General features: G+C 40.1%; 24 protein-coding genes and 1 riboswitch. Of the genes, 15 read left to right on the forward strand and 9 right to left on the reverse strand.

Going from position 1 to position 22,953, the window contains the following annotated elements:
- Positions 1-51 precede the first annotated feature (51 nt).
- Both J580_RS17795 and J580_RS17800 read right to left on the reverse strand, forming a co-directional pair.
- A complete protein-coding gene (locus J580_RS17795; protein ID WP_032005112.1) occupies positions 52-1,896 on the reverse strand; it encodes a monovalent cation:proton antiporter-2 (CPA2) family protein in 1,845 nt (614 codons plus the stop codon).
- 76 nt (positions 1,897-1,972) lie between these two features.
- Complete coding sequence (locus tag J580_RS17800; protein WP_032005113.1) at positions 1,973-4,201, reverse strand: primosomal protein N'; 2,229 nt, start codon at positions 4,199-4,201, stop codon at positions 1,973-1,975.
- Positions 4,202-4,349: 148 nt separating this feature from the next.
- Here J580_RS17800 and gspF point away from each other — a divergent pair, with 148 nt between their 5' ends.
- The 4 genes from gspF to J580_RS17820 all read left to right on the forward strand — a co-directional run bounded on the left by gspF (position 4,350) and on the right by J580_RS17820 (position 7,190).
- Positions 4,350-5,555 (forward strand): type II secretion system inner membrane protein GspF, encoded by a 1,206-nt coding sequence (gspF, locus tag J580_RS17805; protein ID WP_005065941.1) that lies wholly within the window; start codon positions 4,350-4,352, stop codon positions 5,553-5,555.
- Positions 5,556-5,578: 23 nt separating this feature from the next.
- Entirely contained in the window at positions 5,579-6,094 is a 516-nt protein-coding gene (gene gspG, locus J580_RS17810) for a type II secretion system major pseudopilin GspG (RefSeq protein WP_032005114.1), read from the forward strand.
- A 267-nt stretch (positions 6,095-6,361) separates the two neighbouring features.
- Entirely contained in the window at positions 6,362-6,706 is a 345-nt protein-coding gene (locus J580_RS17815) for a hypothetical protein (RefSeq protein ID WP_005804170.1), read from the forward strand.
- Positions 6,707-6,851: 145 nt separating this feature from the next.
- On the forward strand, positions 6,852-7,190 hold the full coding sequence (locus J580_RS17820; protein ID WP_005079284.1) for a tRNA-binding protein: 339 nt from the start codon (positions 6,852-6,854) through the stop codon (positions 7,188-7,190).
- A 1-nt stretch (position 7,191) separates the two neighbouring features.
- On the opposite strand, the gene lnt is transcribed toward J580_RS17820, so the two are convergent.
- Both lnt and J580_RS17830 read right to left on the reverse strand, forming a co-directional pair.
- Positions 7,192-8,751, reverse strand: coding sequence for an apolipoprotein N-acyltransferase (gene lnt, locus J580_RS17825; protein WP_014208253.1), 1,560 nt, complete (start codon positions 8,749-8,751; stop codon positions 7,192-7,194).
- Positions 8,748-9,587, reverse strand: a complete 840-nt coding sequence (locus J580_RS17830; protein ID WP_002114976.1) for an HlyC/CorC family transporter — start codon at positions 9,585-9,587, stop codon at positions 8,748-8,750. The genes lnt and J580_RS17830 overlap by 4 nt, the downstream gene beginning before the upstream one ends.
- 184 nt (positions 9,588-9,771) lie before the next feature.
- On the opposite strand from J580_RS17830, the gene tusA reads away from it, so the two are divergent.
- Both tusA and J580_RS23705 read left to right on the forward strand, forming a co-directional pair.
- Complete coding sequence (gene tusA, locus J580_RS17835) at positions 9,772-10,029, forward strand: sulfurtransferase TusA (protein ID WP_002053527.1); 258 nt, start codon at positions 9,772-9,774, stop codon at positions 10,027-10,029.
- A gap of 132 nt (positions 10,030-10,161) precedes the next feature.
- Positions 10,162-10,542 carry a hypothetical protein gene (locus J580_RS23705; RefSeq protein ID WP_032005115.1) on the forward strand — a complete coding sequence of 127 codons (381 nt, stop codon included), beginning with the start codon at positions 10,162-10,164 and terminating at the stop codon, positions 10,540-10,542.
- Between the two features lie 43 nt (positions 10,543-10,585).
- Here the strand turns inward: J580_RS23705 and J580_RS17845 are convergent, their stop codons facing one another.
- Positions 10,586-12,298, reverse strand: a complete 1,713-nt coding sequence (locus J580_RS17845) for an electron transfer flavoprotein-ubiquinone oxidoreductase (RefSeq protein ID WP_032005116.1) — start codon at positions 12,296-12,298, stop codon at positions 10,586-10,588.
- Between the two features lie 187 nt (positions 12,299-12,485).
- Here J580_RS17845 and J580_RS17850 point away from each other — a divergent pair, with 187 nt between their 5' ends.
- The 5 genes from J580_RS17850 to J580_RS17870 all read left to right on the forward strand — a co-directional run bounded on the left by J580_RS17850 (position 12,486) and on the right by J580_RS17870 (position 16,889).
- On the forward strand, positions 12,486-13,097 hold the full coding sequence (locus J580_RS17850) for a DUF1285 domain-containing protein (protein WP_002114653.1): 612 nt from the start codon (positions 12,486-12,488) through the stop codon (positions 13,095-13,097).
- 46 nt (positions 13,098-13,143) lie between these two features.
- Positions 13,144-14,010, forward strand: coding sequence for a glutamate racemase (gene murI / locus J580_RS17855; protein ID WP_032005117.1), 867 nt, complete (start codon positions 13,144-13,146; stop codon positions 14,008-14,010).
- A 116-nt stretch (positions 14,011-14,126) separates the two neighbouring features.
- Positions 14,127-15,131, forward strand: coding sequence for a DUF4062 domain-containing protein (locus tag J580_RS17860; RefSeq protein WP_032005118.1), 1,005 nt, complete (start codon positions 14,127-14,129; stop codon positions 15,129-15,131).
- 73 nt (positions 15,132-15,204) lie between these two features.
- A complete protein-coding gene (hemH, locus tag J580_RS17865; protein WP_005065964.1) occupies positions 15,205-16,221 on the forward strand; it encodes a ferrochelatase in 1,017 nt (338 codons plus the stop codon).
- 23 nt (positions 16,222-16,244) lie between these two features.
- Positions 16,245-16,889, forward strand: coding sequence for an MBL fold metallo-hydrolase (locus J580_RS17870; RefSeq protein ID WP_005065967.1), 645 nt, complete (start codon positions 16,245-16,247; stop codon positions 16,887-16,889).
- On the opposite strand, the gene J580_RS17875 is transcribed toward J580_RS17870, so the two are convergent.
- Positions 16,886-17,080: a DNA gyrase inhibitor YacG gene (locus tag J580_RS17875; protein WP_002114956.1), complete on the reverse strand. Its 195-nt coding sequence runs from the start codon at positions 17,078-17,080 to the stop codon at positions 16,886-16,888. The two genes, J580_RS17870 and J580_RS17875, sit on opposite strands and share 4 nt — an antisense overlap.
- 87 nt (positions 17,081-17,167) lie before the next feature.
- On the opposite strand from J580_RS17875, the gene J580_RS17880 reads away from it, so the two are divergent.
- The 4 genes from J580_RS17880 (at position 17,168) to crcB (ending at position 20,107) form a co-directional block, all read left to right on the forward strand.
- Entirely contained in the window at positions 17,168-17,806 is a 639-nt protein-coding gene (locus J580_RS17880; RefSeq protein WP_079380909.1) for an SAM-dependent methyltransferase, read from the forward strand.
- Entirely contained in the window at positions 17,796-19,001 is a 1,206-nt protein-coding gene (locus tag J580_RS17885) for a TIGR03862 family flavoprotein (RefSeq protein WP_032005119.1), read from the forward strand. The genes J580_RS17880 and J580_RS17885 overlap by 11 nt, the downstream gene beginning before the upstream one ends.
- A gap of 78 nt (positions 19,002-19,079) precedes the next feature.
- Entirely contained in the window at positions 19,080-19,490 is a 411-nt protein-coding gene (locus J580_RS17890; RefSeq protein ID WP_032005120.1) for a GFA family protein, read from the forward strand.
- A gap of 45 nt (positions 19,491-19,535) precedes the next feature.
- A riboswitch (Fluoride riboswitch) is annotated at positions 19,536-19,602 on the forward strand.
- Between the two features lie 124 nt (positions 19,603-19,726).
- Positions 19,727-20,107 (forward strand): fluoride efflux transporter CrcB, encoded by a 381-nt coding sequence (crcB, locus tag J580_RS17895; protein ID WP_032005121.1) that lies wholly within the window; start codon positions 19,727-19,729, stop codon positions 20,105-20,107.
- Positions 20,108-20,618: 511 nt separating this feature from the next.
- On the opposite strand, the gene J580_RS17900 is transcribed toward crcB, so the two are convergent.
- The 3 genes from J580_RS17900 to J580_RS17910 form a co-directional block, all read right to left on the reverse strand.
- Entirely contained in the window at positions 20,619-20,951 is a 333-nt protein-coding gene (locus J580_RS17900; RefSeq protein ID WP_032005122.1) for a HopJ type III effector protein, read from the reverse strand.
- A 254-nt stretch (positions 20,952-21,205) separates the two neighbouring features.
- Positions 21,206-21,460: a type B 50S ribosomal protein L31 gene (locus tag J580_RS17905; RefSeq protein WP_002114896.1), complete on the reverse strand. Its 255-nt coding sequence runs from the start codon at positions 21,458-21,460 to the stop codon at positions 21,206-21,208.
- A 101-nt stretch (positions 21,461-21,561) separates the two neighbouring features.
- Positions 21,562-22,860 (reverse strand): ABC1 kinase family protein, encoded by a 1,299-nt coding sequence (locus tag J580_RS17910; protein ID WP_032005123.1) that lies wholly within the window; start codon positions 22,858-22,860, stop codon positions 21,562-21,564.
- Positions 22,861-22,953: the final 93 nt, after the last annotated feature.

Raw genomic sequence — 22,953 nt, forward strand, 5'->3', positions numbered from 1 at the left:
TTTAGGCAATGTGAATAAGTCCTTAATATAGCCATTTTTTGAAATCTCAAGTTATTCTAGATGATCTCTTGTAATGTCGATGCGATTTGGTTGTAAATGACGCTTTAAATTAACATCATGTTTTGATGTAGCCTGTTGCTGCGCATCACTTTCAAACAAATGTTCAAGCTCGGCTAAGGCATTACGATGTGTTTCAAAAATCTTTTGTTCATCAGTATAAATACTTTGCTGCTGTATGAGTAATTTCTCATCATAATCCCGAAAGATTTCGATATTGTTATAGGCTTGTTCATCAGAGATCCCAAGTTCTCGCAAAGCGCGATAAGCCATTCCTAATGAAGATAAATACGTCTCACGCCAAATGTATTCAACACCTAAATCTCTTAAAAGATGGACATGGTGGCGGTCACGAGCACGAGCCAACAGCTTTAAGTTTGGATAATTTAATCTAAGATGACGTGCGACATTCATAGAGTCTTCAACATCATCGATTGCTAAAATAAATACTTTAGCTTTTTCAATACCGGCAGAACGCAGTAAATCGGGCTGCGTCACATCGCCATAATAAAGCTTACCGCCGTAGCGACGAACAAAGTCCACTTGGTGAAGGTTGTTGTCGATGGCGGTAAAGCCTAAATGTTGTAGGCGGGCAATACGCGCGATGATTTGTCCAAATCGACCAAAACCGGCAATGATAATCGGATTATCCTGCTGAGGAATTTCATCATACTCAGGTGGACGTTCTTTATTAAACAAAGGAATAACCTGAGTTGCCATAATCCAGTAAATTACTGGAGTAAGTACCATCGACAACGTTACGATCAGGGTCACTGGTTCTAATATAGCTTGAGTTAAAACCTTCTCACTTTTTGCAAGGCTCAAAATTACAAAAGCAAATTCTCCGCCTTGTGCCAAGCAAGTACCTAAAAGCAAACTGTTATTCCAACTGTATTTTTTATAGCGGGCAATAGCGGTCAATATCAGCGTTTTGATGAGTAATAAACCGACTGCACCACCAATAATAAGCAAAGGCATTTCAATCAGTAGTGATAGCTGTGTGGTCATGCCGACGGTCATAAAGAATAAGCCAAGCAATAAACCTTTAAACGGTGCAATACTCGCTTCAACTTCGTGGCGAAATTCTGAATCTGCTAATAATACACCTGTGAGGAATGCACCTAATGTGGTGCTAATTCCTAAAGTATCCATAAGCAAGACAACAGCAAGAATAATAAATAATCCTACTGCTGTAATAAGTTCAGTCGCTCCACTTTTGGCAACAAAGCGGAAGAATGGACGCATCACATAGCGACTAAACAGAAATAGACCAGTAAACGTTGCAATGATAGCCGCAAAATAAGCGACCCCATGATGGGTCGATTCTGTTCCTGCCAATAATGGAATAATGGCAAGTAAAGGAATAGCCGCTATATCTTGGAAAAGTAAAATGGAAAAAGACTGCTGACCATAAGTCGTGTTGAGTTGCTGCTTTTCGGTCAGAAGCTGTAATACAAAAGCTGTAGAAGACAGCGCAAGGGCAAAACCAATGACAAAACTGACAGAAAGCTGCTGTTGAAACAGTAATAGTACGATCAGCATAAGCACAGCCCCACTAATGAGGACTTGCAGACTTCCCATTACAAAAATAGAGTCACGCATTTCCCACAAACGTTGTGGGCGTAATTCTAAACCAATCAGGAACATTAATAAGATAACGCCAAATTCGGCAAGTTCCATAATTGCTTCAGGGTCATGTGCAATATTTAAAACACTAGGACCTAGAAGTATTCCTGTAAATAAATAACCTAAAACTGTTGCTATCCCTAGGCGTTTGCCAAGAGGGACTAAAATCAGAGAAGCTCCAAGAAAAATTGTTGCTTGCAGTAAGAATGACATTCATTGCCTCGAATGTATTAGTCTCTTTTAAGTGTAAAGCCAAAAAGGCTTCTTCACACCATGATATTCAAGCCATCTAATTAAATTCTTGCGGATCAACATCAATTGACAGCCTGAGTTGATGCTGACGCGGTGCATGAACTAATTGTGACCACCATTGTCTTAAGTAAAAATGTAGGCGAGCACGGTCAGCAGATAAAATTACCATGTGGGCGCGGTAGCGTCCTGCTTTACGCTCCATAGGGGCTGGAATTGGTCCCCAAATATCAACAATGTCACCTGCAATTTGGCGTAATTGTTCCGCCGCTTCATTTAAGAAATGTAAGGTATAGTCACGATCTTTGGACTCTGCACGTATCAGTACTGCATAACGGTAAGGCGGCAGCAATGCGACTTTACGTTCCGCAAGAGTCTGTTTAGCAACCGCCCGATAATCTTTTTCGATGAGCGTGGTTAGTAAAGGGTGATCTGGTCTTAAGGTCTGTAAATAAACATGGCCTTTATGTTCACCACGGCCTGCACGACCCGCGACTTGTACAATTAACTGTGCAGTACGTTCTGGCGCACGAATGTCGACACTCAGTAACCCAGCATCAATATCTAAAATAGCAACCAAAGTCACGTGTGGGAAATGGTGACCTTTTGCCAACATTTGAGTACCAAGCAAAATTGTTGGTTTGTTTTGATGAATCCGATCATAGATTTTTTGCCAGCTACCGACACGACTGGTACTGTCACGGTCAACCCGAATCACATCATAGTCTGGAAATAGTTCTTGTAAGTGCTCTTCAACCTTGGCTGTCCCTGCTCCTAGGGTTTTTAAGCTTTTTTGCTGGCATTCAGGGCAATGGTCTGGCAAGCGATGAACAGTGCCGCAGTGGTGGCAATGTAAATAAGAATAAGGTTGGGTATGCAACGTAAAATGGGCATCACAATGCGGACAATTTGCTTGCCACCCACAACTTTCACACACTAGTACAGGTGCATAGCCACGACGGTTTAAAAAGATTAAAACCTGTTCTTTTCTGGCTAGGGTATTTTTAATCTGTTCTATTAAAGGCTGGCTAATTCCATGCTGTTTTTTGACAATTTTAAGGTCAATCAAATGCATTTTAGGTAAAAGCGCATGGCCTGCACGTTGATTAAGTTGCAGTGAAGTTAATTTGCCAGTTTCGACCAAATAATAACTATCGATGCTCGGTGTTGCTGAACCTAAAATAACAGGGCAGTTTTGCAAGTGACCTCGATAAAGTGCGACATCACGTGCATGGTAGCGGAAGCCTTCTTGCTGTTTATAAGACAGGTCATGTTCTTCATCTAAGATGATGAGACCCAAACGTGGCAGTGGCGTATAGATGGCAGAGCGCGTTCCTAAAATAATAGATGCTTTGCCAGTCTGGGCCTGTTGCCATGCCTGCAAGCGTTTGGAGTCATTTAAGCCCGAGTGTAATAGAGCAATATCACAGTTAAAACGTGATTTAAAACGAGAAATCGTTTGAGGGGTTAGACCAATTTCAGGGACTAGCACCAGTACTTGCTTACCTTGCTTTAGCACTTCGTGCATGATGTGCAGATAAACTTCAGTTTTACCACTTCCTGTTAAACCATCTAATAAAAATGCTTGGTATTGATGCTGTGCGTTTACGACATGCTGGGTTGCTTTCTTTTGGTCTTCATTGAGTGTAAGCGGCATTTGTGCCAATTGAACAGGCGATGGGCTAAAATCGTGTGGTTCAAGCGTACAGTCAACCAGTCCTTTCTTTTGAAGTGCTTTAAGCGTAGCCGTTTCTACACCACTTAAATTAAGAATATTCTCTGTAGTTCCGGCAGGGTGTAACTTTAAAATTTGATATGCGTCTTGTTGCTTAACAGAGCGTTTAAGAAGTGCTTCAACATTATCACATGGTGTGATTTTCCAAAGATGGAACAAAACATCCATCGGTTTGCCCTGACGCAATAACGCAGGTAGGGCGGTTTGCATGACCTCGCCAATTGGAAATTGGTAATACTGAGCTGACCATGTCAATAAACTTAAAACTTGTTCATCTAAAATTGGTTCTTCATCTAAAAGGTCAGAAATGGCTTTAAGCTGAAAGGTGCCTGTAAATGATTCACTTGGATCAACTTTTTCAGTAATGATGCCAATCAGGTTTTGGCGCCCAAATGAAATAGCGACGCGTGAGCCTACATGAGCCCGTTCATATTGTGCTTGGGTGAGTGTATAGTCAAAAGTGTCGTACAGATGTACAGGTACGGCTACACGCACACGATAAACAACTGAATCAGGCTTTGGCGTTATGGTCATAGAGGCTCATTTCGTCAATTTTAAAAAACGGCATAGCGTCGTGAAGAGGACTTGGGTATTCTACACAGGCTATAGAACGAATATGAATGATTGCGTAGCATAGATGCAACAGCAGCGACTATTATTTTTGGAAAATTAGAACATTACCATGCCTGCATATCAATTTACTGCCATTGATGCTTCAGGGAAGCAGCAAAAAGGGGTGCTTGAGGGAGACTCAGCGCGCCAGATTCGCCAACAATTACGCGATAAAGCATGGACTCCCATTAGTGTCGATCCTGTTGAACAAAAAGATAAACATCAGAGTCAGGGATTATTCCAAAAAAAGTTTAGTGCTTACGATTTGGCACTCATGACCAGACAACTTTCGGTCTTGGTTGCCGCTGCTATTCCACTTGAAGAAGCTTTGCGCGCCGTGAGCAGGCAAAGTGAAAAAACACATGTGCAAAATCTTTTATTATCTGTGCGTTCTCGAGTCTTAGAAGGGCATTCACTCGCACAAGGTATGCAGCAGTCTGGACGTTTCCCTGACCTTTATATTGCAACGGTGGCTGCTGGCGAGCGTTCTGGGCATTTAGATCTCATTTTAGATCAGCTTTCGGATTACACCGAAAACCGCTTTGCCATGCAAAAGAAAGTTCAGGGCGCCATGATTTATCCCATCATTTTAATGCTGATGTCTTTTGGTATTGTGATGGGTTTAATGACTTATGTTGTGCCAGAGATTGTAAAAACTTTTGATCAAAATAAAGATGCTCTACCTTGGATTACAGTCGCTTTAATGAAAGCTAGTGATTTTATTCGCCACGCGTGGGTGTTCATTATTCTTTTTGCGGTGGTAGGTGTTATCGCATTCGTTCGGTTTTTAAAAACCACTGCTGGACATTATGCTTTTGATCGATTAACACTCAAATTGCCATTATTCGGTAAACTATCACGTGGTATTAATGCTGCACGATTTGCCAGTACCTTATCTATTTTGACCCGTTCAGGTGTCCCTTTGGTTGATGCCTTAAAAATTGGTGCAGCAGTGACTAACAACTGGGTCATCCGAGATTCAATTGCCCACGCGGCTGAGCGTGTGACCGAGGGTGGTAACCTAGGTACGCAACTGGAGCGCAGTGGTTATTTCCCACCAATGATGGTACAAATGATTCGAAGTGGAGAGGCATCAGGCGAGCTTGACAGGATGTTAGAACGAGCATCGACCATGCAAGACCGTGAGGTGACGACATTTATTTCAACCTTACTGGCATTACTTGAACCGCTTATGCTGGTTTTAATGGCAAGCATTGTACTGGTTATTGTAATCGCGGTTATGCTGCCAATCGTAAATATGAACAATATGATTTAATAACTTTGATATTAGAGATAATGATGAAGATGGTCATGAAACAAAAAGAGCACGTTAAGGATGCTCAAAAAACCTCAAGCGTAGCTTTCGGACTTGCGGCACGTTCGAACGGTGCTCGAATGAAACGTGCCTCAGGCTTTACGCTCATTGAAGTGATGGTTGTGATTGTAATTTTAGGCGTGTTAGCAGCTTTAATCGTACCAAATGTCATGGGGCGTAGTGAAAAAGCTAAAATTGATACGACTCAAATTGCATTAAAGGGGGTGGCGGGTGCTTTAGATCAGTACAAGCTAGATAATGGCCATTTCCCAACCATGCAAGAAGGTGGGTTAGATGCTTTGGTTAACCAGCCTGCTACAGCGAAAAACTGGATGCCAGGTGGTTATGTAAAAGGTGGTTATCCTAAAGACAGCTGGAAAAATGATATTCAATATGTCATTCCTGGGGCAGATGGGCGAGCTTTTGATTTGTACTCATTTGGAGCAGATGGCAAAGAAGGCGGTGAAGGTAATGATGCAGATATTTATTATCAACCTTAATTAAAATGTAATGGAGATTATCAATTCAGTTAAACAGTTAAAATGATAAATACGAATTGATAATCTCTCTCAGTCAGAAAAATATAATAACTAACTGAAAAATATAAATTAAAGTTAATATAAATATTTGAGATTTATAATAAGAATTATTCCCATATTTAATAGTTACAAGAAAGTTAAAATGTAGAGAAAAATAAGCTATATATTTAAACGAAAGCTTTGCATAATAACTAAAAAGCACTTTATTCAATTAAAAGGAGAGATTAAATGAAAGCATTTCTCATATTAGATGAACTGACTCAGTTTCATTGGGTAATGCTCAAGTCTGTCCTATTGATTTTGGGTTTATTACCGATTGCTGAAGTGTCATTAAAGTTATGGCTGAGTACAGAGGGAAGTAGCCAAATCATGATTGGTTTCTTCGCATTAAGTATTGTGAGTGCATGGTTAATGGTGAGCTTCTTTACAGCATTAAAAGCGAGTGTCTGGCAAGCTAAACAAATCTCTACTCAATATGAGCAATTCCTTTTTAAAGCTTACCGTTATGTACCCATGGTCTTTTTATCGAGTTTAGTTGCATATTTATCTCTGCAACTATCGATTGCTTTTTAATAATATTTTAAAACTAAATTTTTAGATAAAACGTAGATTAAACATCTACGTTTTATTTTTTAACTGGACTTAAAAACAGGGTGTTTCTTCATTTGTACATATTATATGCTTCAAATCAGCAATTTAAGAAAATGAGAAATATGAAATGGAACAAATCGATTGGAATGATTTTTTAAAAGTAGAGCTTCGCGTTGGTAAAATTATTCAAGCTGAGGTTTTTGAAAAGGCACGTAAACCTGCTTATATTTTGCATGTAGATTTTGGTGAAGAGTTGGGAGTGCGTAAATCAAGTGCACAAATTACCAAGCTCTATCAACCACAAGATTTGGTGGGTAAATTAGTCGTTGCTGTAGTGAATTTCCCTAAAAAACAAATAGGGCCTATTCAGTCAGAATGTTTGGTGACAGGGTTTCATAATGCAGATGGTGATGTCGCACTTTGTATCCCAGAGTTTGAAGTGCCTCTGGGTACAAAGTTGTTGTAAATTAGCGACGAGATTTAAAAGAAACGTCAACTTTACGTGGACGATAAACCCAACCTAAAATCAGCAGTAAGACCGCGAATCCTAAAATTGGATAATCACCTAAACGGTTATAAAGAGTTTGGCCTTGCATAGCAGGTAAATCGCCTCTCAAGACAAACTCTTTATCGATTGGTGCTTGTTCAGTGATATGACCATTTTGATCAATAAATGCTGTTACACCTGTGTTGGTTGCACGAATAAACCAGCGGCCATTTTCTTTCGCCCGCATCTGCACCATTTGTAAATGTTGCCAAGGCCCAGCAGTGCCCGTAAACCAAGCATCATTCGATACAGTCACCAAGAAGTCGCTGTCTTCTGCATTACGTCTTGTCAGGTTCGGGTAAGCCACTTCATAACAAATTGCAGCAGCAAGTGCATGCCCTTTAATTAAGAGGGGCTTCTGGTCACTCTCACCACGTGTAAAACCGCTCATGCTGATATCATTTTGCATGGCTGGTAACACCCAAGAGAGTAAACCTGAAAGAGGGATGTATTCACCAAATGGAACAAGACGCTGCTTTTTATAGAGTCCACTTGAATCACTGCCAGAAGCCATAATACTGTTGTAATACAGCGGGCTACCAACTTGATGTGATTTTGCAACATCCCAGTAGGGAATTCCAGTTACCCATGCAGTATGGTTCTTTTTAGCTTGTGCATCCATTGCATCCAAAAACGGTTCAATATCGGTTTGGAAAAGCGGAATTGAAGACTCAGGCCATACAATCAGATCACGGCCCCATTCAGATTGTGTCAAACCAGCATAAATTTCTAATGTTCTAACTTGATATTCGGTTAGCCATTTTAAATCTTGTGGAATGTTACCTTGAATGAGCGAAACGCTAAGTGGTTTAGCAGCTTTAGGTTTTACAAACTGAATATACGATGCTCCCCATGCACCCAAAACCAATAGGGCAGAAGGGATAACCCAGAAAATACGTTTACGCAGAACTTCGACTAAAGCACATGCTAATACAATGACGACGAAGGAAATTGCATAAATACCAAATAGCGGTGCATAACCATCGAGTAAACGTTCAGTAAAAGCGTAACCTACAAACAACCATGGGAAACCTGTAAATACCCAAGTTTTTGCCCATTCGAAAACAATCCAGAGCGGGGCAAAAGTAAGTGGTGTTTCAGGGAAGAATCGTCGGTAAACCCATGTCTGAAATGCTGTAAATAAACCCATGACAAGGGCCATAACAGCAATCATACACACGCTTAGAAATGCATTGGTATCGCCATATACATGGATGGAAGTATAGAGCCAGAAAGCGCCTACAAACCATAAGCCGAAGCCATAGCTCCAACCAATAGCAAAGGCTTGTTTAGCTGAGCGCTTATGTAATGTTGCATAGAGTAGGGCTGGAGATAAAATTGCCAACCACCACCAATAATAAGGTGCCAGTGAAAAACTGAACACGGCACCTGAAAATAAAGCAATGAGTAAAGGAAAAATTAAAGGAAGCTGTTTTTGTTGTTGCGAAGAATCTAACAGCTTTTCAAAGTATGCTCTCATTGACGTACAGCTCGAATCAGATGAATAGTGCGGGCATCTGCTTCAACGATTGTAAATAACCAATTTCCAAGCTCAACAGTTTGACCTTGTAAATCACTTACCAAACCAATCTCTTGAAGCAATAAACCGCCGACAGTTTCTACCTCATCGTCAGAAAAATCAGCATCTAAAACAGTATTGAAATGTTCGATTGGTGTAAGTGCCTGCACCATCCATGCATTTGCTACCGTATGGTCATTGTCAGGAACAATGTACTGAGCATCTTCATCGACCGTGTCATGCTCATCTTCAATTTCGCCAACGATCTCTTCAAGAATATCTTCAAGCGTAACAAGACCGGCTGTTGAACCATATTCATCAATCACAATCGCAATGTGAGTCTGAGTATGTTTTAACATGCGTAGTACTTGATCGGAACGTGCACTTTCAGGAACAAATAACGGTTGGCGCATAAGAACTCGAATATCGACTTTGGTATTCGGTTCAGTTAGAAACGGCAACAAATCTTTTGCGAGCAAAATCCCGACAACATTGTCTGGCTGATCGGCAGAGAAGACTGGAAAGCGTGAGTGAGCAGACTCAACCAGTACATCAAGAATATCAAGTAATTGATCATCTTCTTGTAAACTGATCATTGCTGTTCGTGGCGTCATGACTTCACGAATTTTTGTAGCTGGAAGGTCAAGAACGCCTTCAAGCATAGCAACAGTATCTGGTTCTAAAAAGCGGCGTGAATTTTGGACTAATTTTAATAATTCATCACGGGTTTCTGGCGCTGTACCTAACCATTTTCGTAAGCCTCGCATTCCCCACGACGGACTTGGTTCCTCTTGCATGATCTTTCCTAAAGACTCAATGTATCAAATGAATACACAGATCATACCGAAGAAAAGATGCTTATGCATCTATAAAACAAGCTAAAAGACAAAACGTATATTGTTATGTAAAAGCCAGTTACAGTTAACAGCTCAGTAATTTGTTTATGCTAAAATGTGAAAATTCTATTTGTTCGAGTTTGTTATGTCAGAGCAACCCATTTCACCTACTGTACAACTCAATACGCGTGGTTTACGTTGTCCGGAACCTGTCATGATGTTGCATCAAGCCATCCGCAAATCTAAGTCTGGGGATGTGGTTGAAGTCTTCGCAACTGATAATTCGACCTCGTGGGATATCCCTAAGTTTTGTATGCATTTAGGCCATGAGTTGTTGTTGCAAGAAGAACGCTTAGATGAAAATGGTCATAAAGAATTTCATTATTTAGTGAAGAAAGGGTAATAGGATAATAAGGCTTCTAATAAAGACGATTAGAAGCCATGAATAATTCAACTTTAATTTGAAATGATAATTTTTTACAAATAAGAATCGTTATATAATTTATAAAATTAAGCATATAAATGACGTATAAAAATGAATGATTATTTTGTGAAACGAAGCTTATTAATCTGTCTTTGGTTTTTCACTATTGCTGGTTTATTACATTTAGAGATCTCTTGGCTATCTGAAACTGTTGCTATCATTATTATACCTATTCTTATTATTTTAGGTTCAATTCTACTCGGTTATAGAAATACATCTTTTGCTCCTGAACCAAAGATAAAGATGAGTTTGATCTTGCATACAAGGTTTATCGGGTTGATGTTAATTCTTGATTTATTATTTGGTAAATCGGTTTGGTACTACGATTTAGCGCGAAACTTTGGTTTTCTTGGCTTATTTTTATTAGGCACATTTATTTTCTATAAAAAGAATTTTAATTTAAACGTAGCAAAAATACCGCCTTTTCAATAAGTGGATACTAATAAAAAAGCCCCGAATAATCGGGGCTTTTTTATTACATATTAGGGTAGTTTGGACCACCGCCGCCTTCAGGCGTTACCCATGTAATGTTTTGAGATGGGTCTTTAATGTCACAAGTCTTACAGTGAACACAGTTCGCTGCGTTAATCTGGAAGCGTTTAGAACCATCATCATTTTCCATGATTTCGTAAACACCAGCAGGGCAATAGCGCTGTGCAGGCTCATCCCATTTCGGTAAGTTCACATTCACTGGAATTGAAGGGTCTGTAAGCTTCAAGTGAGCTGGCTGGTTTTCTTCATGTACAGTGTTTGAGATAAACACTGAAGACAAACGGTCAAATGTAAGCTTGCCATCCGGTTTTGGATAGTTTGGCTTAAAGCTTGTTGCATCAACAGTTTTCAATGCAGCAAAGTCTTGCTTCAAGTCATGTAAAGTGAATGGCACTTTAAAGACATTCTGGTCGATAAAGTTAAATGCACCACCCATCCATTGACCAAATTTATGCATTGCTGGGCCAAAGTTACGAGAGTTATAAAGCTCTTCTTTTAACCAGCTATTGTTAAATTTGTCAGTGTATGAAGTTAATTCTTTAACGAATAAATCTTCACCTTCAGTAACACGTGCAATGGCAAGATCACCGCCTTTTTCTACACCTGCAGCAATGGCTTCAAATACAGCTTCACCACATAACATGCCTGATTTCATAGCAGTGTGTGAGCCTTTGATTTTTGCAAAGTTTAAGAAACCTGCATCATCACCAATCAAGCAACCGCCTGGGAAAGTCAATTTAGGCAAGGAGTTGAAACCGCCTTTCACTACAGCACGAGCGCCATAAGAAATACGTTTACCACCTTCTAAATACTGTTTAATCAGTGGGTGAGTTTTCCAGCGCTGCATTTCCATAAATGGATACATGTGTGGATTTTCATAAGACAAGTCCACAATCATGCCCAAAGTCACTTGGTTGTTTTCAGCGTGGTATAACCACCAGCCACCTGAAGAAGCTGTTTCTGCTAAAGGCCAACCTGCACCGTGCATGACTAAGCCCGGTTTATGTTTTGCTGGGTCAATTTCCCAGAGCTCTTTGATCCCGATACCGTAGTGCTGAGGATCAGCATCTTTATCGAGGTTGTATTTCGCAATTAGGCGTTTACCTAAGTGACCACGGCAACCTTCAGCAAAGAGGGTGTATTTAGCGTGAAGCTCATAGCCTGGAGTAAAGTTATGCGTTGGTTCGCCATCTTTACCAACACCCATGTCGCCAGTTTGAATACCTTTTACAGTACCGTCTTCATGGTAAAGCACTTCAGATGCAGCAAAGCCAGGGAAGATAGAAACTTCTAGCTCTTCAGCTTTTTGCCCTAACCAGCGAACTACGTTACCTAAAGAGATCACATAGTTACCGTCGTTGTGCATGGTTTTAGGAACCATCCAGTGAGGTACTTCTTTAGAAGTGGTGTCTGAAAGTAAGAAGAAAGTTTTGTCTTCAGTTACAGGGACATTAAGAGGCGCGCCTTCTTCTTTCCAGTTTGGGAAAAGTTCATTGATGGCACGTGGCTCAAGCACAGCACCAGACAAGATATGCGCACCTACTTCAGAGCCTTTTTCAACTACACAAACAGAAAGATCGGGTAAGTTTTTTTCAATCGCTAATTGACGGATCTTAATCGCAGCAGATAGACCTGCAGGTCCTGCACCTACGATGACAACGTCAAACTCCATCGATTCACGTTCGATGTGTTCCATGTAGGACTCCTCAATACTTAAAGGTGGCAACCGTCATATTCAGATAATTCGGTGCTGCCGTGAGTGTTTTAATCCATAGGCGCAAATATGCTATTGTGCCTTTTATCGTTTGGGCTAGTATAGTTTTAAACCATGATCTAGCCAATTGGCTGAGTCGTAACATTTTTTCGTCAGCAAGGCATAAACTATGGTAAATCAAAATAATTCACCATCGGATATGGGAAAAATACCGTTATCTGATGATAAAAACTTAATGAACATTGCACAATACTTAAAAGGTGTACAGCAAAGTCACAAAAGGTCAATTCCACCTTTAGAGCAGTGGCATCCAAAGCATTGCGGCAAAATGGATTTGACGGTGAAATCCAATGGAGAATGGTGGCACGAAGGTCAATTAATCAAGCGCCAAGCTCTATTAGATCTGTTTACCAAAGTCCTATGGAAAGAAGAAGGCAAATTCTACCTGAAAACCCCTGTAGAACAAATTGAAATCGAAGTTGAAGATGAACCTTTATTAGTCAATCAGGCGGATCAGGTCGAAATTTCAGGTGAGCAGTTTTTACAACTGACCACCACCAACCAAGATGTAATTTTGGTTGATGCAGAACATCCTATTTTTATGCGTGAATATGCAGGAGAGTTGCGTCCTTATGTGCATGTCCGTTTTGGGATTAATGCGCTGATTCAACGTCAGGCTTTCTATCATTTGGTGAACTATGGAACACTGATTGAAAACGATAAAGGTGAAACCATTTTAGAGCTAAAAAGTGGTAATTTGCTCTTGCAATTAGGCACTTGAGGTTTAAGCTTTAGGGAGTGAAATTTTCTGACACTTCAGTACAGCTATGACCGCCATACAACCTTTATTTTCCGAGCTAGAACCTATGCCTAAAGCATCAGCAGATGCCCCAATTGGTATTTTTGATTCGGGAATTGGAGGGATGTCAGTTGCAGCAGAAATTGCCAGATATTTACCAAATGAACATATTGTGTATTATGCCGATACTGCTTACGTTCCTTATGGACCACGCTCGGATGAAGAAATCAGAGAACTCACGGCTCGAGCAGTCGATTGGCTATATCGTCAAGGTTGTAAAATTGCAGTCGTAGCCTGTAATACGGCTTCTGCATTTAGCCTTGATCATTTGCGTGAGCATTATGGTGAACACTTTCCAATTGTTGGATTGGTGCCAGCATTAAAACCTGCAGTATTACAGACACGTTCTAAAGTGGTTGCTGTATTGGCGACGCCTGCTACTTTTCGCGGCCAGCTTATTAAAGATGTAGTCGAGAAGTTTGCTGTTCCAGCAGGCGTTAAGGTGATGACTTTAACTAGCCTTGAACTCGTTCCTTGTGTAGAGGCAGGTCAGCAAATGGGTGAAATATGTTTAAAGGCATTAAAAGAAGTTTTACAGCCCGCTGCTGAGCAAGGTGCCGACTATTTAGTGCTCGGTTGCACGCATTATCCTTTCTTAAATCAAGCAATTCATCATCTTTTTGATAACCAATTCACACTGGTTGATTCTGGGTTGGCAGTTGCCCGACAAACAGCCCGTATTTTAATAAAAAATGAGTTATTATGTGACAAAATAGGTCAGAATGTTGCACGTATTGAATGTTATGTCAGCGGTAATAATGCTGAGGCACTGCAACCTGTTTTACAACATATGATTCCACAAGAGTTAACTTGGACACTTCATAATCTGAACTGATCTTTTAGCATCATTTAGAAAGCAGTGTTTTTTAGATTTATTATTTTATTTGGGGCGGTTCATGATCTTGGCTGATATTAAGTCACGGACAGATCATGGGGCGAAAGGGTATTGTTATGCTCGATACACGCTATCAGATTTTTATTTCAACATCCGGCCGCGACATGCAGCCAGAGCGGATGGTTCTGTCTCAAACCTTGGTAGGGATGGGTTTCTTTGCTTGGGGATTAGAACATCGAACCCCCCTCACCACTACGCTTGCACGTCGACAAATTGATGAATGTGATTATGTAATCCTACTTTTAGGTAGCCAGTATGGAGAGCAGTCGATTTCGGGTGTGAGTTATTTGTCTTTAGAATATGAATATGCGTTAAGTCAGGCTAAACCCATTATTGTGTTCATGCATGAGCAGCCCGAAAGTCGTGAAATACATTTACAAGAAACACATCCACAGCTTAAAGATAAATTTCTCGCATTTAGAAAAAAATTATTACTTGATGTAAATCATATTTTTTACTTTAAAACTCCACGTGAACTAGAGTTGGCTGTCCGTTTAAATATGCCTTTAATGGTTGAACAGCATATGGGACAAGGTTGGGTTCCTGCTCATCAGGCTCATCACTTAGAAGATGAAATTAAGCTATTAAAAAGTAAAATTTTACAGTTAGAACAGCAATTAACAGAGTCATCAGCTCAAGTAAACGAAGTTGCTCCTCAAGATGTTTTTGCATTTGAATATCAAATTCAAGCATTTCAGGATGGCAATTTTAAAGAGCTGAAACGACAACGACAAATGACTTGGTCCCAGTTGTTAAGCATATTGGCAAAGCAGTTTGAAACAGCGACACCAGAAGAGAATTTTGGGACATGTTTAAATGAATATTTAAATCAGGTTGGCCTAGAAGATGCTCGTCAGGAGTTACCTCGTGCTCATGCGGTCGCCTGCGCTCAGATTAACCATAAGGCATTGTTTCGGATAAAAAAGCAAATGCAGTCACAGGGCTGGATTGTTCCAACTCAGACTGAACAATCCTATAGCTTATGGAAAGTCACAGCTAAAGCTCAAAAGTTATTACTTAGCTATAAATGGAGCCATCGGGGCATTCGATTAAAAGCTTAGAGCGATTCAATTTATATATGACAATAAAAGCTGTTACATTAGTGACATAAGATGAATTGAAAGGCATTTACACATGTCGTTTGAACAAAAACCGAAAGTTACTGTCATTTTAGCGAATTTAGGTACACCGGATGAGGCCACTGTTCCTGCGGTTCGCCGTTTTCTAAAGCAGTTTTTATCTGATTCACGTGTAATTGAAATACCGAAATTCATTTGGTGGATTATTTTAAATCTGTTTGTTTTACCTTTTCGCCCAAAAAGGGTAGCACATGCCTATGCTTCGGTATGGTCAAAAGATTCGCCCATGCGTGAAATTGTGTTTGAGCAAACTCAACGTATTCAGGCTTATTTGCAGCGAGAAAATAATCAGTTTGATTTAACCGTGATACCGGCGATGACCTATGGTAATCCGGGTATTGATGCAGTTTTAGAAAAACTGGCCGCTAACCCGCAAGAGCATGTCATTCTATTGCCTTTATTTCCTCAATATTCAGCCACTTCTACAGCACCGCTATACGATGCATTTGCCAAGTGGATTCCAGCCCAGCGAAACTTGCCGGGTCTAACAATTATTAAAGACTACTATCAGCATCCAATGTTTATTCAGGCATTGGCAGAAAGTGTTTTAGCTTACCAAGAGCAACATGGGAAACCTGAAAAACTGTTGATGTCATTTCATGGTATTCCACAGCCTTATGCAGACAAAGGCGATCCTTATGCAGACCGTTGTCGCATCACAGCAAAGTTAGTCGCTGAAGCCTTACATTTGAAAGATGATGAATGGGCGATTAGCTTCCAATCACGTTTTGGGAAACAAGAGTGGGTTAAGCCTTATACAGACCAACTTTTACAAGATTGGGCGAAGCAAGGCGTTAAGTCAGTACAGGTATTAAGCCCAGCTTTTTCTGCTGATTGCTTGGAAACACTTGAAGAGTTAGCCATACAAAATGCTGAGTTGTTTCAAGAGGCGGGTGGTGGTAGCTATGCTTATATTCCTGCTTTAAATAGCGATCAAGCTCATATTGATTTGCTTGCAGGGTTAGTTCAGGCTAATCTTGATGCCCTTACTTATACCTTAGCCCACCGTTAATTGCGTTTTAGCCAGAGGTTCTTATGCTGCAAGTCAAAATTGTTCCAGTTACTGCATTTGCCCAAAATTGTTCTCTTGTTTGGGACAGTGAAACTAAAGAAGCAGTTTTGATTGATGCGGGTGGTGACGCTTCGGTTTTGAAAAAAGAAGTAGAAGCCTTAGGTTTAAAGGTAAAGGCACTTTGGCTCACTCATGGGCATTTAGACCATGCAGGAGCAGTGGGTGAACTTGCCAAAGAATGGAATGTTCCAGTTATTGGTCCCCATAAAGAAGATCAGTTTTGGCTAGATATGATTCAGGAAGTTTCAGCACGTTATGGCTTTCCAATTCCACAGCCTGTTAAAGTCGATCAATGGCTTGAAGGCGGTGAAGTGCTAAAACTGGGTGAAGATGAGTTTGAGGTACGTTTTGCGCCGGGTCATACACCAGGACATGTTATTTTCTATAATAAAAATCATGGTTTACTTTGGACTGGTGATGTCTTGTTTAAAGGCTCGATTGGCAGAACAGACTTCCCGCGTGGAAACCATGATCAGTTGATTGAATCGATTAAACGTGAGTGTTTTAGTTTGCCAGATGATACTCAGTTTATTTCTGGACATGGTCCAATGAGTACCATTGGCTATGAAAAACAATTTAACCCGTTTGTCGCGGGTAAAGCTGGTTAATCCTCATAATCATCTTCATTTTGACTACCCTTGTTATGCTGAGGCGCATCTTGGGTAGGCAGTCTATATTCATCATTTGCCCAAGCACCTAAATCAATTAATTTACAGCGTTCAGAGCAAAATGGACGAAATTCGTTACCTTCCCAAACACTTGGTTCACCACAACGTGGGCAGGGGAATGTACGTGGCATAAAGCGATATCCTCAAAGTGAAGAGAAATAGATTAGGCAAAAGTCAGGTGACTTGTTAGACTTATGCCGATTTTTATTTAGTTTGATGTGATTATGCAGATTCGTCAATTTCAAGCACAACGTATGCAAGCGCCTCGCGATTTTACCCCAATTGAAAATACGCCGATTTGTGTAGAAATTGGAGCGGGCAAGGGTAAACATGCTTTGCTTTTTAGCGGGCTACAGCCGCAGCACACATTGTATGCAATTGAACGAACCCGAGAAAAATTCTTGGCAATGCAAAAACAGCACGGTCTGGAACCAAGAGATAATTTAATTCCTGTACATGCAGATGCTTTGCCGTGGGTGGTACATGCACTACATCCTGCTCAAGTTGAACATTTCTTTATTCTCTATCCAAACCCAGAACCCCATAATCCAGCACAGCGCTGGTTGAATATGCCATTTTTTGAGTTCTTATTGTCACGCCTACACACGGGTGGAACCATTACTTTGGCAAGTAATATCCCTGAATATATTGAAGAAGCTGAACAACAATTAATTAATGTCTGGAAGCTGCCTTATCAAAAAGAAAAAATTGCTCAAACATCTGCACGTACTCATTTTGAAATTAAGTATTTAGAACGTGGAGAACTTTGCCAACAGCTTGTGATCACTAAACCTGAAGGTTACAGCACACGTTTTGATGAGTTTGCCCCATTACAAGGTCAAGTGCATGGCGAATAAGCGGGTTGCCATTATTGGTGCAGGTCCGGCTGGTTTAATGGCAGCTGAGGTGTTGAGCCAATATGCTTATGATATTGATGTATACGAGCAGAAACCTTCAGCGGCGCGTAAGTTTCTGATGGCAGGTAAAACGGGGTTAAACATCTCGCATGCCGAACCTTTAGCGCAGTTTATTGAGCGCTATGACCGTACAGAATGGCTCAAACCGTGGATTGAAAAATGGGATGCAGTCTGGATTCAAAGCTGGATGAAAAATCTGGGAATAGAATCCTACGTTGGCACCTCAGGTCGCATTTTTCCTGTCGAAATGAAAGCGGCCCCTCTGTTACGTGCTTGGCTAAAACGCTTAGCAGAACAGCAAGTTAAATTCTTTTATCGTCATCGTTGTATTAATTTGCAAGGCACAACGGTAACTTTAGAAAACCAAAATAATCAAAGCGCTGAAACCTTTACCCAGCAATACGATGCAGTAGTATTGGCTTGTGGTGCTGTGTCTTGGTCACAATTAGGTAGTGATGGTGCTTGGCAGCAATGGATGGATCAATCCAATATTGAAGCTTTTCAAGCGAGTAATGCAGGAGTATTGCACGCTTGGTCAGCTTTTATGGAAAGCTGTTTTGGTGAACCTTTAAAACGTATCAATGCGTGGGTTGAACCCAGCCAAGTTAATCATGGTGATATTGTGATTACTCACTATGGGTTAGAAAGTGGTGTTATTTATAAACTTGGACGTGCTTTACGAGAACAACAGAAACAAGGGCAAAGCTTAAATTTGTTTTTAGATTTATTGCCTGATGTAGAGTCGTCACAGTTAGTTAAAAAATTACAGGCTAGCAAAAAACAATCGCTCACCAATATTTGGCGTAAAGCAGGCTTAGACACAGCCAAGATTAACTTAATCAGAGAAGTGGTCGATAAAGCGCTATGGAGCCAACCAGAGATTATGGCTCAGCAAATTAAAGCACTTCAAATTAAGCTAGAAGGGTTTAGACCCATCGAAGAAGCGATTAGTTGTGCGGGAGGCATTAAGCAAGAAGCGCTATCCGAAAGTTTAAATCTCAAACAAATGTCAGGTGTATTTTGCTGCGGTGAAATGCTGGATTGGGATGCGCCTACAGGCGGTTATTTGCTTACGGCATGCTTTGCTACAGGGCGAGCAGCTGGCGAAGGTGTGCATTCATTTTTAAAGAAATAACAGGATAATTTGGTGCTATGTTTGATATGTGAAAAGTGCTATTTTTGAGCGATCAATAATAATAGGATTTACGAGAACATGTCTCAAGCATCACCAGTTTATCAAGGAAGTTGTTTATGTCAGGGTATTCGCTATGAAATTAAGGGCGATATCGGAGATATTATTCAATGTCACTGTCAACGCTGCCGAAAAGCTAATGGAACAGCATTTGCAACAAATGCTCCTGTTAAAAGTACAGATTTTAAAATTACCCAAGGTGAAGACCTTGTCAAAAAATTTGCTGTGAACGGGGTATATCGTTGGTTTTGTAGCGAATGTGGTTCACCTTTGATTAGTTCTCGTGATGCGCAGCCTGAATTATATCGCTTAAGAATTGGGACACTTGATACACCACTAGACCAAAAGCCGACAATGCATATTTTTGCTGCTTCTAAGGCGGAATGGGAAAGTATTTGTGACGATTTACCACAATTTGCTGAACGTCCATGATTTTAAAAAGTATGTTTAAATCAAATTTTAGATGATCTAATATACTTAAAACAGGGAGATGGCATTCCTCCCTTGAAAAACCGCCGTATTGGCTAATGATGCCTACGTTACCCTCATGTATTTATATCGCTGGGTACGTAGGTTATTGCGTACTCTGCTTAGTTTTGGAGTACGCTGTGTCATATTTCCCTTCATTATTTTTTGCTCTTTTAGCGTCTATCTAAAGGGGTGGTCCTATGTATTACTCTCTACTTTCAATTGCTTTAGGCTCAGTTCTAGGGGCATGGTTGCGTTGGTTTTTAGGTTTAAAACTCAACCCGATTTACCCGCAGATTCCACTTGGTACTGTCACTGTTAATTTGGTCGGTGGTTTTATTATTGGTTTTGCGATTGCCTACTTTGCTCAAAGTGATTTAAGCCCGAACTATAAGCTTTTTGTGATTACTGGTTTTTGTGGAGCTTTAACTACCTTTTCAACGTTCTCTATTGAGATCGTCACCTTATTGCAAAGTGGTAAGTTGGGTATGGCGATGTTGGGGATTTCCATCCATTTAATTGGATCGTTAATTTTTACGTGTTTGGGTTTGGCGGCTTATCATTGGATAGCGGGGCATTGAGTTTTTATATTTAAGAATTGACCATGATTTCAAGTTATGAGAGCTCATCGAAGTTGAGTGTTGGGTAGGATTTTCACGACGGAGTCTTATCGTTGAGTTATCTAATGGAAGCAGCTAATTAAGTTACTTTGGTTTTGCCCAAAGTAACCAAAGGCATCTGTCATTCGCACAACCTGTTCACTGAATCCATTTATCTTATGCTTTGCAAAAACGATCTTTTATTGACACCACGCAGGCTGCGAATGATGTTATCGCGTATCACGCGTATCAAATGTAAGAGGCTAATAAAATAATTATGAAAAATAAGGCATTTACTATCGTGACAGACGGCATGGATGCCGTCGTTTCGCTGTGCTACATGGATGTAGCATCAGCGCAACAAAGGATTTTTGTTACTTTTCATCCTTGAAAAGTAAGCTTAGCCTATACAATCCATCATTTGGATATCACTTCCATTTAAGGCAGTGCTCATAATAAAAATTAAGTCGTTTCTATTATTTATTTAAATCTATTACTTTTCAGTTAAAGCTTGACCTTCAAACTTCACACCATCCCAACCATTTTGCATAAACTGACGAATATTTTGATGATCAGTTCCTTCTGGTGTAGCCAATACAGATGCGTAGTGTTCTGCAAATAAACTTAAAGTTTGTGCTTGGTCTAAACCTTGTAACTTGGCAAAAGAGAAAACTTTTGCACTGCCTTGATTTTCAGTAGCAGCGTTATGCTGTGCACCATTTTGAAAAGCCGTTGGAGTATGTTGGTAACGTACTTCAATATGAGCTAAAACGTCTGAAAATTTTGCTGTGCCGGCTTGTAATTGGGCAAGTAACTCTTGTGCCATAATCTTAAACTTCCTATCAAATGGGGCTTAAGCATAGCATTGAATACATGCTTTGAAAGCTTGGCAATTATAAAAATTGAGGAGGTTATGAAAAAAAATCAGAAGAGTTTTTAGGCAACTTGTGGATAAGTTTTCTTTTATACACAGTTTGGAAATGATCGAAAAAATACACATAAAAAAAAAGAAGCCTAAGTGGAGGAGATAGTCTTAGGCTTCCAATGATTTAAGTGTATTGGTCAAATCTTAACGCAAGATTAACTCTTACGATTAAAGCGAGCGAAGCGTTTATTGAAGCTTGCTACACGGCCTTCGTTACTTGCTTGACGTACTTCACCTGTGTAGAAAGGGTGCGATGCACTTGAAATATCAAGAGTGACATAAGGGTAGACTTTCCCTTGATATTCTTTGGTTTGTTTAGACTGAAGAGTACTACCAATTAAGAAGTACACGTCTGCATTGGTGTCATGAAATAACACTTGTTGATAAGCAGGATGAATATCTTTACGCATGAGAGATTGTCCTAAATTATTTTTGATTAAAGAAATGTTATAACATAACAATTAAAAAGTCAATGTAACCCATAAAAGGCTACACTGATCAGTAAATTAAGTTAGTTAGAAGGTGGAACAAGCTCTTCAAATAGATCGTTTAGATTGTCATGAACTTTTAAGTGAATCAGGTTCCAGTAATGTCCTGAAATGGTTCTGTTGACCATTAAAGTATCTGGTGATGGTTTAAAGACATCCCAATACTTCAAAGATTTTTTCACAAGTAACATGCCATCATGATGTGATGAGTTCTCTGCAAAATTATAAGTGGTGGTAAGCGGACGTAATAATACTTCAATCCAGAGTTTATATAGATCACTCGGGAATTTGCCTTTTTCAGCAAGTGAATGTAGTTCAAATAATTCTGTTTCGATTAGCTCAATATTTTCATGGCGAGCTGCATTTACTAAGCGTTTAAAGTGCTGCACGATTTCATTTGAGAGCGTTTTAACACTGCCATAGTCATAAATAATGACACTGCCATCTTGGCGAAAAGCAAAGTTACCCGGATGAGGGTCACAGTGAAAACGTTTTAAAAAGAACATTTCCTGACCTAAAGCACGAATCAAGCGGCGTCCAATCGTATTTCGAATTTCAATAGGCCAAGCGCTAGCAGTTTCAATGCTGTCACCTTGTTCGAGACTCAAGGTTAAAATACGTCTTGAAGAGTAATCTTTATAAACGGTCGGGATGATAATTTTGTCATCTAACTGACTATGGAATGTTTTGAAAACTTCAAGGTTTTGAGCTTCGATTTCATAGTTAAGCTCTGCTGACAGACTATCTTGAATCTCTGCAAAAAGCTGATCTTGTAGCTTTTTATCAATTTTAAGCACACCCATTAAACGAAGTGCCAAACGTACTTGTTTTAAGTCACTTTCACAGGCTTCATCAACACCCGGATATTGCACTTTAACCACGACTTGTTCACCACTTGGCAAGACAGCTTTGTGAACTTGTCCAATTGAAGCAGCTGCAAAAGGTTCTTGATCAAAAGATTTAAAGGCAACATTCAGCGGCTTTCCAAGCTCACGTTCAACTTGTTGCTGAATAGAAGCAAAGGGCATAGGCGGAGCTTGGCGCTGTAACTTAGAAATTGCTTTAGCGACCTCGGGTGGGAAAATATCTTTATATTGTGATGCAATTTGGCCGACTTTCATGACGGCACCTTTCATTTCGCCTAAGGTGTCGGCAATTTGCAAACCAATATCCTGAAATAGCTTAGTTTTTGAAGCTAGCTTTTGCTCTTCGTCTGCGGTCAAGTTTCGAATCGAGTTAGAAACGGTTTTCGTTGCAATGCTCGCGGTCATTCCTGCAAGTTTCATAAATCGTTTGCCGGGTGAACTTGCATTCTTTGCCATATCTTCGATACCTCATTGACTACAACATAATATTGCCTAGTTTTGATCATAGGTGACAAAGCTTAAAAAGCCTATATGAAATTGTTTATCTCA

This window comes from Acinetobacter sp. 1542444 (assembly GCF_000581835.1).
GTDB lineage: Bacteria > Pseudomonadota > Gammaproteobacteria > Pseudomonadales > Moraxellaceae > Acinetobacter > Acinetobacter pittii.